The 14,594-nt window shown below is 43.1% G+C and carries 10 protein-coding genes; 7 read left to right on the top strand and 3 right to left on the bottom strand.

The window, feature by feature from the left end:
- Positions 1-288 precede the first annotated feature (288 nt).
- Positions 289-774: an FKBP-type peptidyl-prolyl cis-trans isomerase gene (locus tag B4K26_RS06030; protein ID WP_296244154.1), complete on the top strand. Its 486-nt coding sequence runs from the start codon at positions 289-291 to the stop codon at positions 772-774.
- 499 nt (positions 775-1,273) lie between these two features.
- Here B4K26_RS06030 and B4K26_RS06025 read toward each other — a convergent pair whose 3' ends face one another.
- Complete coding sequence (locus tag B4K26_RS06025) at positions 1,274-3,484, bottom strand: carboxy terminal-processing peptidase (RefSeq protein WP_296244153.1); 2,211 nt, start codon at positions 3,482-3,484, stop codon at positions 1,274-1,276.
- A 675-nt stretch (positions 3,485-4,159) separates the two neighbouring features.
- Between B4K26_RS06025 and nagZ the strand changes: the two genes are divergently transcribed.
- Complete coding sequence (gene nagZ, locus B4K26_RS06020; RefSeq protein ID WP_296244152.1) at positions 4,160-5,242, top strand: beta-N-acetylhexosaminidase; 1,083 nt, start codon at positions 4,160-4,162, stop codon at positions 5,240-5,242.
- A gap of 136 nt (positions 5,243-5,378) precedes the next feature.
- Here nagZ and B4K26_RS06015 read toward each other — a convergent pair whose 3' ends face one another.
- Positions 5,379-7,097 carry an OmpA family protein gene (locus tag B4K26_RS06015; RefSeq protein WP_296244151.1) on the bottom strand — a complete coding sequence of 573 codons (1,719 nt, stop codon included), beginning with the start codon at positions 7,095-7,097 and terminating at the stop codon, positions 5,379-5,381.
- 532 nt (positions 7,098-7,629) lie between these two features.
- Complete coding sequence (locus B4K26_RS06010) at positions 7,630-9,354, bottom strand: hypothetical protein (protein WP_296244149.1); 1,725 nt, start codon at positions 9,352-9,354, stop codon at positions 7,630-7,632.
- Positions 9,355-9,876: 522 nt separating this feature from the next.
- Here B4K26_RS06010 and B4K26_RS06005 point away from each other — a divergent pair.
- The 5 genes from B4K26_RS06005 to B4K26_RS05985 all read left to right on the top strand — a co-directional run bounded on the left by B4K26_RS06005 (position 9,877) and on the right by B4K26_RS05985 (position 14,362).
- Complete coding sequence (locus tag B4K26_RS06005; RefSeq protein ID WP_296244148.1) at positions 9,877-10,485, top strand: rhomboid family intramembrane serine protease; 609 nt, start codon at positions 9,877-9,879, stop codon at positions 10,483-10,485.
- Between the two features lie 174 nt (positions 10,486-10,659).
- Positions 10,660-11,622: a metallophosphoesterase gene (locus tag B4K26_RS06000; protein WP_296244147.1), complete on the top strand. Its 963-nt coding sequence runs from the start codon at positions 10,660-10,662 to the stop codon at positions 11,620-11,622.
- A gap of 119 nt (positions 11,623-11,741) precedes the next feature.
- A complete protein-coding gene (gene purE, locus B4K26_RS05995; RefSeq protein ID WP_296244146.1) occupies positions 11,742-12,320 on the top strand; it encodes a 5-(carboxyamino)imidazole ribonucleotide mutase in 579 nt (192 codons plus the stop codon).
- 228 nt (positions 12,321-12,548) lie between these two features.
- Positions 12,549-13,913: a 5-(carboxyamino)imidazole ribonucleotide synthase gene (locus tag B4K26_RS05990; RefSeq protein WP_296244145.1), complete on the top strand. Its 1,365-nt coding sequence runs from the start codon at positions 12,549-12,551 to the stop codon at positions 13,911-13,913.
- Positions 13,913-14,362: a YaiI/YqxD family protein gene (locus B4K26_RS05985; RefSeq protein WP_296244144.1), complete on the top strand. Its 450-nt coding sequence runs from the start codon at positions 13,913-13,915 to the stop codon at positions 14,360-14,362. The genes B4K26_RS05990 and B4K26_RS05985 overlap by 1 nt, the downstream gene beginning before the upstream one ends.
- Positions 14,363-14,594: the final 232 nt, after the last annotated feature.

The raw sequence follows: 14,594 nt of genomic DNA, 5'->3' as shown, positions 1-14,594 counted from the left end.
CATTATGCAAAAACGCAACTGGCAAACTTTATCCTCTTGCTTTTACCAAGAGCAAAAACTGAAAAAATTATATTTATTTACATTAATTTGCCAAATAATTGGCATTTTTTAGAACTTTAACCTTGAAACCGATGGGAAGCATCGCAATTAAAGATGCTAACTGCTAAAGTTACCTTAATAAACTGATGATAATTAACTGATGACGTGGCTATTTGGCTGGCTGATTGGCTTTTTTAGGTTTATTGCAACCGTATTTAAATTTCAATAACGACATATTTAGGATAATTTATGACTACTATCGCAAAAGACACTGCCGTCAAGTTCAACTACACTCTAAAAGACGATGAAGGCAATATCCTTGACCAGTCACCAGAAGGTCAACCGCTTGCGTATTTGCATGGCCATAGCAACATCATCCCAGGTCTTGAAAAACAACTAGAAGGCAAATCTGCTGGCGAAAGAGTCAATGCCGTTGTAGAACCTGCTGAAGGTTACGGTGAATACCAAGAACAAGCGGTACAACATGTACCACGCGAAAACTTCCAAGGCGTTGATGATATCCAGCCTGGGATGCAATTTCAGTCCGAAGCCGGCGGTCAAGTTATGTTAGTTACCGTTACTGATGTAAACGACAAAGAAGTAACGGTTGATGCAAACCATCCATTGGCTGGTAAGCGTTTGACGTTTGATGTAGAAATTCAAGAAGTTCGCGCAGCTACTGAAGATGAACTAAACCATGGTCATGTCCATGGCGCTGGTGGTGTTGAGCACTAATCTTTTTTTAAGATTAGCGTAAGACGTATAAGCGTAAAATATATGCTGGTTAGGCGAAAAATAACGGTTTATGGCCGATAATATTTTCGCCTAATTAAAAAGGTCAGTAGCGCAAACTACTGACCTTTTTTTTGGATTAATTTTAATAAAGTTTTTGGATTAAAAGCTATTTCAGACGTAACAAAGCCGCATAACGACAAGCATTATGCGGCTTTTATCACTAACCATCCATGTTAATGTTATCAGATACTTAATCCCGGAGCATCTTATAACTTTTAGGCATCCAGCCTTATCATCCCTAATTAACAAACCACCTTTCCCTGATACGACCTTTAAAGTACCAATCCCTAGTACCTATGAACCGTTTCGTTCAATCGAGCCGTACAGGTATAATCGCAGATTGACCCTAGGTTAGTAAGAGGTTCAAACGTCAATGCGTGTAAGCATATGCTTACACGCATTTTTAATGACGATAGCGACGCTTTGAAAATTGAAATTTCTATAGCTTTTCTTCTGGACTGGTCTGCACTTCTGCATCGGCGCTGAGCATAATATACGCCGCTTCTTTAATAAAGGCTTCGTCTTCAGGTAGCTCAGGGCGCTCACTTTCTTTCATCTGACTGCGCTCTTCAAATTTTGCATCCATTGCGGCTTGGTAGGTATTCCAATTGGCATAAGGACGCTCACCCGTTGCGATAAGGCGTTTATTTTCAGCTTCCAGTGAGCGTTTTTCTATCAGCTGCATTTTGGCGCGGCGGCTATTGATATCAAGAGGAATCGGTTTTTTCTCATCTTCCATATTACGAATATCGTTTAGCGTTGATAAATAAACAAACTGCGGATTTGTTTGCTGCCGGATTTTTGATTGCTGATTTAGCGTCGCTAGCGTACTGTTCGAGAACTTGCCTTCAGGCTTATAAGGTGCGGTTTTAATGGTATCCCACGGTAAGGCGTTTTTTTGGGCGCGCTCACCAAAGGTTGCATCATCGTAAATGTTAACCAATTCAACATCAGGTACCACGCCTTTATTTTGCGTACTACCACCAGTGATGCGGTAGAACTTACGCTGCGTTAAGGTTGCCGTCCCCAGAGCCAAGCTGTCTAGCTGGATTTGCGCTGAACCTTTACCAGTTGTTGTGCTACCGACCACTAAGCCGCGACCATAGTCCTGAATTGCGGCGGCAAAAATCTCGCTGGCGGACGCTGAAGCAAGATTGGTAAGAACAACCATCTTGCCATCATAAAGTTGCTCGCCGCCATCGTCATCACGGTAGACCTGAATGTTGCCGCGATTATCGCGGATTTGCACCAATGGACCACTCTTAATAAAGAAGCCGAGCATCTTAGCCACCTCATCAAGCGAACCACCCGGATTATTACGTAAATCAACCACCAAACCGTCTATGTTTTCTTTATTGAGCGCTTTAAGGGCTTTTTCGGTATCGTCACTGACGCTACGATACTCTTCACCATTACGACGGGCGCGATAGTTTAAATAAAAACTGGGTATTTCAAGTACACCGATACGTTTTGGCGTTTTATCGACATTAGGACGCTGCACTTCGACGACACGCTGTCTTACACCCGACTCTTCTTGCTGGATAATATCGCGAACTACGGTCACATTACGGGCGCTGGCATCAGGCGTATTCGGTTGACGTACTTTAATAGTCACCGATGTGCCGCGCTTGCCACGGATCAGACCAACAATCTCACGGGTTGACCAACCTACCACGTCAATCATGGTTTCGCCGTCTTTGGCAATACCAATAATCAAATCATTTGGCTTAATCTGACCAGATTTGGCCGCTGGACCGCCATCTACTAAGGTAACGATGCGGGTATAATCTGGGTTTTTACGGTCAGGACGGATAGAAACCCCAATCCCTTCTAACTGTAAGCTTGATTGAATTTGCAGCTCATTGGCTTGAATTGGCGCATAATAATTACTGTGCGGATCATAAGTGAGCATCGCCGTATTCAAGATGGTTTCCATGATTTCATCGTCTTTTAGACGGGCAAGCTGCTCTTGCTGACGCGATAAGCGATTGAGCAAAATCTCACTCGGCGTGCGCTCGTCATTACGCACCAAGTCTTGCCCGCGCGTGATATCAGGATTACTTAAAAAGACTTTTTCTTTTGCTTTCTCGTCCTCTTGACCTAGGGTAATACTCATCAGCTGAAACTTCAGCTGACGCGTCCAATAGTCACGCTGCTCTTTTTTGGTTTTAAAATGATTGAGCTTTTCGCGGTCAAGGACGATGCTATCTTTGCTGGTCAAATCAATGTTGGTCTTGAGCATTTGTTTTGATAGGGCAAAATATTCATTAGAGCGCTTACGATAGCGCTCAAAGACTTCTACTCCAGCGGACAAGTCGCCACGTTTTAGACGAGCTGCAAATTCATCGGCATATTTTTTCTTAAATTCATCGACATCAGATTGCAAAAATAAGGTATGGTTTGGATCGAGACTGTCAATATACATAGACAGAATCTCGCTTCCCGTTGCGCTATCGAGTGGCTTATTAAGATAGTGGCTACGATCCAGCAAAGCGGCTACTTGGCGGGTGGTAACCTGTTGCTCAGGGGTCGCCTTAAAGCCAGCAGTATTGCTATCAGCCACTGCGGTGCCGTAGCTTTGAGTAAGGATAAGACCAGCGACGCCCACTGACGCTGCACTGAGTAACCACTGTGCTGGTTGTTTTTTCATCATATATACCTAATTGTTTTCAGTTAAAAGCATGCAAACTTGCTCAATTGTTGATGTTAACAAAGGTCGCCTAATCGACTATTATCTACAAAATTCAGCGGTTTTTCGTTCTATTATATTTACCATTAAACCATGCGTTACGCTAGCATTAAAAGCACGCAGATACATGATAATTATTTTAGTTTTATCATTAAAAAATCAGTCAATACTAGCAAAGCACGCAGATACATGATAATTATTTTAGTTTTATCATTAAAAAATCAGTCAATACTAGCACAGCTATAAATAGGTCACTGTCTCAAACTGTATAAACTATCTTACACACAATATCGCTATTATCTATTGCTTAATGTCCAAATTTTTTAACAAATAACTTGCATGCGCTTATTTGATAAGTCTTCAACAACTCAGCCAAATCAATCATTTAAAGTAACCTTATTTAAATCAATTAAGCAGCGCTATTATGCTCATCTTGCAATAACTGTCATAATATAATGCAGAATGGTGGTTGATAGTGCCAAAAAAACCATAACGGTAAAAAGGTAACGGTAAAAAAGTGCTGACAAGAAATAGTGAGCGTCATTCCTAAGCGCTTTTTCGAATCTAACTGATAATATGGTTCCATATTAAAATTTAACCGTAAAAATAATAGTATAGCCTGATAAGGATTACGCAATGTATGGCGTCTTAATGATTGATATCGATAGTACCGCACTGACTGCTGAAGATGTCAGTTTAATCAAACAAGCACAAATTGGCGGAGTCATATTATTCGCGCGTAATGTGGCAGATGCGTCGCAAGTACGAACCTTGTGTGACGATATACGCCAGCATAATGCCGATTTATTGATTGGCGTTGATCAAGAAGGCGGCCGCGTTGCTAGATTGCGTCAAGGTTTTACGCCATTGCCAGCAATGGGTAGGCTCGGCGATTTGTTCAACGAAGACCCCAACCAAGCCCTTGATCGCGCTTACGATTGTGGTTATTTGATGGCAGCAGAAGTATTGGCGGTCGGCATCGATTTAAGCTTTGCGCCAGTACTCGATAGAGGTGGTATTAGCCAAGTGATTGGCGATCGTAGCTTTCATCATGAACCGCAAGCCATTATTGCTTTGGCAAGCCAATTTATGCGCGGGATGAAAGCAGCGGGGATGGCTACTACCGGGAAGCATTTCCCCGGTCATGGTGCCATCGCGCCTGACTCACATGTGGCAGAAGCCATTGATACGCGCAGCTTAGATGAGATTATCAATAGTGATATGCAACCTTTTGCCCAGACGCTGCCTTGGCTTGATGCGTTAATGCCCGCGCATGTGATTTTCTCACAAGTGGATAATAAACCCGCAGGATTTTCAAAAATTTGGCTCAAAGATATCTTACGTCAGCAGCTGAATTTTGATGGGGTTTTATTTTCTGATGATTTATCGATGGCGGGCGCGAAAGCAGCAGGCAATGTCGGCGCCCGTGTTAAAGCAGCGATTGAAGCCGGCTGCGATATTGCCTTGGTCTGTAATGATCGCGTTGCGGCTCACGAGGCTGCCAAAGCGGCTCAAGAGCTGCCCTATCCCAACCAAAAACGTATCAAAACCATGCGTGGACAGATTCCTGTCTGGCAAGGCGCCCTTGAATCGACGTGCCAGCAGTTTGATTATTGGCAACAAGCAAAAAATAATATCTTACAGACCTTTTTTGTGAGTCAGGCAGATACTCAAACCACTGCGCATGCTGAATTAAAAGACCCAACGGCTTATAAGTAATACATTTAAACAGGCGAAATTTATTTAATAAAATAAAAAACCGCACCTTTATTAAGATGCGGTTTTTTCATTATGAATACTTCATTATGAATACTTCATTGAAAACTGACTGGCTATAAGTCAGTAAAATCCAATATTAGTTACTGGCTTTTGGGTCTAAGGCACTACCACGACTGGCATCATCGCCATCCGGCAAGATGTCGTCATTGTTACGGTCTAATGGATTCAAGTCTGGGTCAATAGGTTTACTATTTGGTGTTGGTATCGAACTTTTAGGTGCGGGTAAATTGTTCCCTGTACGGTCATCACCATCAGGCAGAACATCATCGTTATTATTGTCTAGTGGGTTTAAATCTGGATCAAGCGCATTATTACTAATCGCCATACCATCGTTAGCCATCGTAGTTTCATCATAAACAACGAATTCGATTCGGCGGTTGCGGAAACGACCTTGCTCAGTAGCGTTATCAGCAATTGGATCTGTTTCACCCATACCTTTGGTCATGAGCTTACTTGGATCGGCACCTTGAGCAACCAAATAATCTTTCATCGATTGCGCACGCTCTTGTGACAGTTTCATATTATAGGCAGCATCGGCAGTTTTGTCTGTATGGCCAATAATCATGAGCTTCATATCTGGAACTTGTTCCATAATCTTAACCGCATTGTCTAACAAAGGCTTATTAGCCTCCGGAATAACGGCTTTATCTACTTCAAAATTTACTACTTGTAGACTTAACGCACGCGCTACATCGCGAGGATCTGGATGTTCACCAAGGTTGTCCATCGCGGTTTGCGACGCCGTTAAGCTATTATCAATCTCGCTTTGCTCATCTAGCGGACTTTCTGCTTGTACGGTCATCGCTGGTGCTGCTGCCTGTAAATCGGCAACCAGTTTGTCTAATGCCGCAGCATCAGGAGCATTTACAGTGATATTGTCGCCTTTAATCAGCATACTAGCATTTGGTACATTTTTCACGATGGGCAAGATAGAAGAAAGCTGAGCGGCAGCAGGCATGTCTATCGAGAAGTTATCGTCAACATCGGCACGGCAATTATTGGCCTCATCACCAAATGATGTGGTCAAGGCATCCATAATATTGCCTTGTAACGTCTCATTACCAACGTTCATACGGCAAGCGTACAATTCGCTATTTTCACCAGTCGCAATACGCAAAGAAGCTGGCTCAATGTCAGCCGCAACCGCGGTTTGACCATCATTGGCTGCTTGTTGCTCAGTAGCAACTGGCGTAGCGACTGGCTCAGGATTGTCTTGGCAACCTCTTAGCAGCGCCCACGCCAATGCTCCTAAAATAATCAAGCCAATAATCGGGAGCAGCGCTTTCATAAAGCTGCCTTTTTCTTCCTCTTGTCGGCGGATCGGATCTGTGCTGACCGTATCAGACATATGCACGCCAGCAGGTGCCGCAGCAACCATGCCAACAGGCAAGACGGTGCTTGCCCACGCCGGGATATGGTGCTGATAACTGGCCAAATTGTCATTCAAAAATTGTGGGACTGGTGTGGTTCCTGCTAAGCTTTTTATTTCGTGATACGCAAGAGGGGCGGCCATCGCAATTAAACCACGAGTAGCAGTGACGTCAACATTGTGTTTGCCCGAAAGTTCACGGGCGATCTGGTCGCGGTGCGCGCTCTCGGTCCATACTTGATCATAAAATCCTTGATCGTCACGCGCGATATTTGCATTAGCAAAACGATTGTAGGTGTCGTTGTCTGCTAGGCGGGCCGCAAAAATAGCATAAAATTGTTCGAGTAAATTTTGCTTGGCGGGATCGCGATCGTCTCCTAGTACCGCTGGGCTAACCGTCCGTGTCAAATGACTGATAATATCCATAATCTCATTCCTCAATTAATCATTATTTTGAATAGTTTGTTTGATATAAAATAAATTCTCAAAAATAAAAAAATAGAACACTAATACTTAACAACTAGTAATCGATATTTAACTTATTGACTGATTATTTAATAAAAAGTCATCATAATAGAAAACCAATATAATAAATATCAGCGTCCTCTATATTCAACTTCTATTATTATAGAATTATTAAAGCTGCGTTCACAATTAGTAGGCTGTTGTGCAATTGCTACGTTAAGTAATGTTTCATTTGTTACTCGTAACGGTAAGGTGTATAGAGTACAAATCTCTAACATTCGTATAATTAACAGTCTGACGCCTCATGGTGTAAGTAGCCATTTGTAATGAAGATTTAAAATTGTAATGGAGATTTAAAATAGCTCCTTTTTATTTTCGTTATCTTCATTTTGCTACTAACAAAAAGGAGCGCAGTCAATTATGAAACTGCACTCCTTTTGCTTTCTTTGTTTATCATTGTTTTTATAATAACGAGGTTTATTTTCTTAGCCACTTATCTTACTTGTGCAGGCTCTGCCACAATCACACTGCTTGCCATATCATCTACTTCTGATTCTGAAAAAGGTCCTGGTGGCCTTGTTGATGCTGGACGGTCATTGTTTCTAGGAACGTTATTAACAGGTTCGTTGGCTCTAGGTTCATTATATCTGGGCGGATTATTAAAATTACTACTACGCGCAGGTGCAGGCGTCACGCTATCTCCCGTATCATCGTCAGCGGCTTGATAATCATTATTGCTGTTGGCATTATTAGCAGCGTACTGTTCGTTTGCGCCGCTACCATCATTGGTAAATTGACTGTTTGCGTCATTCATCGTCGCCCCATTATCTGTTCCTATACTATTCTCACCATTGTTAGGTAACGGCAATGGCGCAGTACTGTCGACCATCATTGCTGGTAATAGAGTGCGTATATCGGTGGTTAATCTCTGCAATTGCAGCGTGTCGGGCGCTGCTACTGTCACGCGGTCGTTTTGCAACTGTAGACGGGAGAATGGTGTAGCCCTTAGTAATGTCAAGATATTGGGTAGCGCCCCAATGGGCATATTGGCAATATTTCTGGCAACGCCCTCTTGTACCGTAAATTGACACATACTCGCCTGCTCACCAAAACTGCTATTGAGCGCCTGTTGCAGCGTGCTTTGTAGCTCGGCATCGCCGACAGAGGCGCTACAAGTATATAGGCTCCCACTATCATCCACACCAACGATAAGCTCGGCAGGAGTCAAAACCTGCGTTGGTGCCTCATCTGTAGGCGGCGCGGCAGAGGTAGCTGTGACTACTGGTTCCACGGGCGGCGCGTCATCAGGCTTAATTAATAAAGCCCATATCAGGCCAATCGCTGCAATGGCTGCCAATAATAAAAACACCCGTATCAGCAAATCATTGCGTTGGTTGCGGGTTCGTACTTTCTCACGCTTTAGGCTAGCGTTTTCTGCTAAATAGTGCTCAGAAGGGTTGACATGGATAGCGTCCGTATCTAGGGCATTTGTATCTATAGTCGCTGCACTAAGAGAATCATCAAAACTGGTGCTAACAGGGTTGGCTGCCAAATTTGCAGTAGAAGTTATCACGCTTGCTTCAGCGCTGTCATGCTTATTTAATGAGACAGGCGCGACGGCGATTTCCGCATCGTTGACTACCGCGTTTTGATAATCAAACAATTCATCTGTAGCGTTTTGCGTCGCGGTAGCATTTTGTGTTGCAGTAATGATAGGCGCTGCCCATATCGGCAAATAATGACGCAATGACGGTTGCGCGCTTTGTAAAAATGCGGGTAAAAACTGTCCGTTTGCCATTACCTTAAGCTCACGATAAGCAAGCGGTGCGGCATTCATAATGAGCTTCATGGTAGTAATCTCATCAACATGATGGGTTGCTGCAAGCTCTTGAATAATAGTTTGACGCGCGTTTGGCGCTTCCCATAGCTGCTCAAATAAAGGCGCCTCTACTATATTATCATTCGCAATCAGCGAATCATCGCGCAGTAGTTGCGAGTAAACTTGCGGCAACGCCAATCGCGCTGCAAGAATGGCATAAACCTGTTCTAATAAGCTGACATAGGAAACGCTGCTGTTTTCAATGAAGCTTGCGCTATTAGCGTAGACGCCACTAATATGACCGCTATCGGCACAGTTGTTATTAATAGGGTCACTATTAACAAGACTACCTAAAACGGCTGGGGTCACTATCTGTTCTAATTGGTCGATAATATTCATAAGTTACGGCCTTTGGAGCGACTGTGGGCGACGATTTAAGATATATAACGGCAGTTTATTTTTTAATGAGCAAATTTTAGAACACCTACGAAATTAACCGCTTAATGGGTTATGTTGGTATATAAATTGCTTGTTCTTTATAACCTTCTATTACGTATTTTTAATTTTACTTATCATTTTGTCGTTAATCATTACGGTCAGTATACGAAGTATTACTCATTGGTTTAGACACCCTGTTATATTATTCACTATAAACAATTATTAAAGCATACTTTTGTCACTTATCAGTCTTTTGCCTTATTAATATTGTTATCGACTTAATACTGTATCGACGTTCGTGTCACGCTCCAATCGTTAGCATTATTAATAGGTAGTAAGTATTTATAGGGACTTATTCATAAATATTAGTTATAGATAATAAGTGATATAATTATTATTCGTTATTATCTAGCCAATACACTTGGGCTTTAAGCACGACGCTCTACCACTGCCATCTATCAGGCTCGGCCTAAGGATTGTCCTTTGCTTAACCACACGACACTTATTATCCTCATCACCGTTATTGTCAGTTTATTGGCGTGGCAAAATAAGGCCTTGTTTAATCGGCTGATCTTTTATCCGCCGGCCGTGAACAATGGCCAATGGGATCGCTTTGTAACGCATGGCTTTATCCATGCCGATGCCATGCATTTGCTCTTCAATATGTTCACCCTGTACTTTTTTGGTCGTGCTATCGAAGGCTTGTATCAGTCATTTTTATTCGGTTACGGTTTCGTGATTTTTTATATGTTAGCCATCGTAATCGCGATGGTTCCAAGCTACCTTAAGAACAAAAAGAGCGCCAGTTATTTAAGCCTTGGCGCTTCAGGCGGGGTATCAGCTGTTTTATTTGCTTTTATTTTGCTTGCGCCATGGGAAAAGATTTATCTATTTGCCATTATTCCTATTCCAGCCATACTATTTGCCGTCGCCTATGTCGCTTATAGTATTTACGCCGATAAACGCGGCGGCTCTAACATCAATCATATGGCACATATGTGGGGCGGCGCGTTTGGGGTGATTGCGACCATTATTTTAGAACCACGAGTACTGCCACACTTTTTAAATGCATTATTATCGCCTGGGTTTTAGAAACTATCCCCTGGGTTTTAGTAATAGTGGTAAATTTCAGTTGAAAAAGTTGAAGTCCAAGCTTAGTTTATAACGGTAGTTTTAGTAATTGAGCGGCCATTGCAGTTAACGAGGTTGCTTTATATTGTTAGTAATTTCATTTTGAACAAACCATTTAACATTTGATAAATAATTATGATTATAGATATTATTGGTGACATTCACGGGTATGCAGACAAGCTGGTTGGGCTGTTAAAACAATTGGGCTATGTGCATAACGGTACCCACTTTGTACCACCGTCAGGTCATCGGGCGCTATTTATTGGCGATTTGATTGACCGGGGTTCGCAGCAGGTTGCTACGCTTGAGATTGTTTTTGCGATGCTAGATGCAGGCGTTGCCGATGCGGTGATGGGCAATCATGAATATAATGCCTTGGCCTTTGCTATGCCTGACCCAAAGCAACCTGAGCGCTATCTACGCTCGCATAGCGATGTTCACGTACGTCAACACGAAGCGTTTTTAGCCGAATTACCGTTTGGCTCAGACGCCCATCAATATTGGCTACAGCGCTTTTATGAGATTCCACTCTGGCTTGAGACCAATGACGCTTGTTTTGTACACGCTTGCTGGGATGTCGATAGCATGGCGGTCTTAAAGCCTTTGTTAACTGCTGACAACTGCTTAACGCCTGAAGGGGTGATTGCCACTTTACAAAAACACAGCCTCGCTTATGAAGCGCTTGAGCGCGTACTAAAAGGCGTAGAAACGGCATTACCTGATGGTTTGGTCATGGTTGATAAAGATGGTGCGGAGCGCTCACAAGTTCGCGTAAGATGGTGGCTTGATGAGTTGAATAAACGCACTATTCACGAGATAGCTCGGGCGCCCAAGTCAGGATTGGCACAGATTCCAAATGATGCCTTGGCAGAAAACATTGAATTTGCCCTTAAAACTCATAAGCCTGTATTTGTTGGTCATTATTGGCTCACTGGCAATCCTGAACCATTAAGCTCGCAGGTGGTTTGCACCGATTATTCAGCAGCAGTGGATAGCGGTTATATGACCTGTTATCAACTTGATACCGCGCAGCCATTGCCATTGAAGGCCAGTAACTTTGTGCAATATCGCCATGATGAAGACGAAGACAAAAACTAAGACGCAAGGAAAAATCTAAAAAATAGCGTTATTTAGCTTGCTTTGGTATGAAACAGTAAACTTGGCTTTACGAAAGTAGCAAAACTTTTGTATGATGGTCTTTTTGAGGATATCAAAGCATGAGCATTACATCCGCTACTGAAAACTCTGCCAAACAAAACGCTGCTATCGACCAAAACGGTCCCATCACCTCCCCTGCGGGTCAGCCAAAAGTTGGCATTATCATGGGTTCTCAGTCTGATTGGGCAACCATGAGTGCGGCGGCACAGTTGCTTGCAGACTTTGATATCGCTTTTGAGTGCGAAGTGGTTTCCGCGCATCGTACGCCTGATCGATTGTTTGATTATGCTAAAAGCGCTAAAAGCAACGGCTTACAAGTGATTATCGCTGGCGCTGGCGGTGCAGCGCACCTGCCTGGTATGTGTGCCAGCCAAACGCCATTGCCTGTATTTGGGGTTCCAGTAAAATCATCGATGCTTAGTGGTTGGGATAGTCTACTTTCTATTGTACAAATGCCCAAAGGCGTGGCCGTAGGTACCTTAGCCATTGGTACTGCTGGCGCGTATAACGCTGCTCTCCTTGCCATTCAAGTGCTAGCCCTGCATGATAAGTCAATTGCCACAAGGCTTGATATCTTACGCCAATCGCAAACCGACACCATTCTTGCGAGTCCAACGCCTGGTATCGTTAGTCCATAAAAAATCCATAAAACCAACTAGATTGATGCTAACTTCTAGCAAACATCGCTAACATAAATAATCTTGCTATTGATGGTCTAAACTTGATATTTATATCCAAATGAGTTCTACTAAATATAAGGTGCATACAGTGCACCTTTTCCTATTTTTAATGCCGTCTTTTAATATCGTGTTCTTAGAGATTCATACACCAAACCCCTTATTCATTTTAAATGTAAAGAGCCTGACATGACTACCGCAAACGCTTATCCTGTTACCCAAACCATTCGTACCATCGGTATTTTAGGCGGTGGTCAGCTTGGTATGATGCTTGCCGAAGCTGCTATGCCGCTCGGTTATCAGTGTGTGTTTTTAGAAGACAATGCCGAATGCCCAGCCAGTTTGTATGGGAAAGTTTTTCCTAGTGAGCAATTAGATGAATTTATCGCGGCAGCTGACGTGTTTACTTTGGAGTTTGAAAACACGCCAACAGCAACTGTCGAGCAATTGGCTAATTTATCAAAATCTGGCAACAAACAAGGCATGTTCCCGCCGCCGATCGCCCTTGATATCGCCCAAGACCGCTTAAAAGAAAAGCAGTTGTTTAATGAGCTTGATATCGCCACCGTGCCATTTATGGCGGTCAATTCTGAAGCTGAATTAACACAGGCTTGTGATGAGTTAGGATTGCCGATTGTCCTCAAAACCAGCCGCGGTGGTTATGACGGTAAAGGTCAGTTTGTTATCAAGGAAGAAAACGATATCAAAGCCGCTTGGCAAGATCTTAAAGATGCGGTTAGTGGAAAAGGCTCACTGACATCCGCGCCCGCACCCTTAATCGCCGAGGGCTTTATTAACTTTAGCCGTGAAGTGTCTATCATTGCTGTTCGCGCACAAAACGGTCAAGTGCGCTGCTATGATTTGGTCGAAAACCATCATCATCATGGTATTTTGGCCAAAACCCGCGCGCCTGCGGTTGGTACGAGCCATTTATTTCAGCAAGCAACCAATGCGATTACTACAGTGATGAACCATTTAGGATATGTCGGTGTCATGGCACTTGAGCTGTTTGTCAGTAAAGATGCTCGCGGTAACGACTATCTGTTAGCAAATGAAATCGCCCCACGCGTCCATAACTCCGGACATTGGAGTATCGAAGGTGCTATCACCAGTCAGTTTGAGAATCATATTCGCGCAGTGGTGAATCTACCACTGGGCGATACCGACAACGTTCATCCGGCGATTATGCTCAACGTTTTAGGTCAGTATCCTGATATCAATGCGGTATTAAGTATCGATGGTGCTCATTATCATAGTTACCACAAGGCCGAACGCGAAGATCGTAAGATTGCCCATATTACCTTGATGCCAAATGACGTTGCGGATTTAGAGCCTGCCCTCGCTAAGCTGGTTGCTATCTTGCCTAATAAAGTAGGCCTTGATAAGAAATTAGCGCCTACTATTACCGAGAATCAGGCAAAAACACTAGAGGAAACAAACAGCACCGAACCTAATAGTAATAGTGCTTTAGAAGATACTGAGAGCAGTGTGAAAGATAGCTCAAAAGACGCTTTGAGAGAGGCATTATTAAAAACAGACAAGGCTCAAAAATAATGCAGATTTGGGTAGATGCAGATTCAGTGCCATTGATAGCTAAAGACTTGATTATCAAAACCGCTGAGCGTACACAAACCATGGCGATATTTGTCGCCAATCAGCCAATCAAACTGCGTAAATCACCATTGCTCGTTATGACCGTGGTGCCATCGGGGTTTGATAAAGCTGATGATTATATCGTCGAGCAAATCCAAGCAGGTGATTTAGCAATTACGAGCGATATTCCGTTGGCCAATGATATTTTGGATAAAGGCGGTATGGTGCTTACCACGCGCGGCGTTGTTTATGATAAAAATAATATCAAGCAAAAGCTTAACATGCGTGATTTTATGGATACCATGCGCGGTACCGGCGTGCTTGAATTGCAAGAAATGAGCGGACAAAGACCGTACGGCGACCGTGATAAAAAAGCTTTTGCCGATGGCCTTAATCGCTTGGTTCGTTAATCTTTTACTCATTAAACTGATATCAGCCCTTTCCAACTTTTTTATAAATCTCTTATTTTATCTCTAACGGCTTTATAAACGGCTGCCTTGCAAAGGGTATACACACCATAACCAAATACTATGCAATTGGCACGCTTCATAACCAAGTATGCCAGCCATTCTTGTTACGCTATAGGCAGCTTTTAAAACTACCAACTCTGGAACAACCAATTTTTAAACAGCGAGTTTTTAA

This window comes from Psychrobacter sp. UBA6766, from assembly GCF_002453355.1.
In the GTDB taxonomy this organism is placed as follows: domain Bacteria; phylum Pseudomonadota; class Gammaproteobacteria; order Pseudomonadales; family Moraxellaceae; genus Psychrobacter.
Note: the sequence above shows the minus strand (reverse complement) of the source record. Positions and strands in the feature narration are given on the sequence as shown.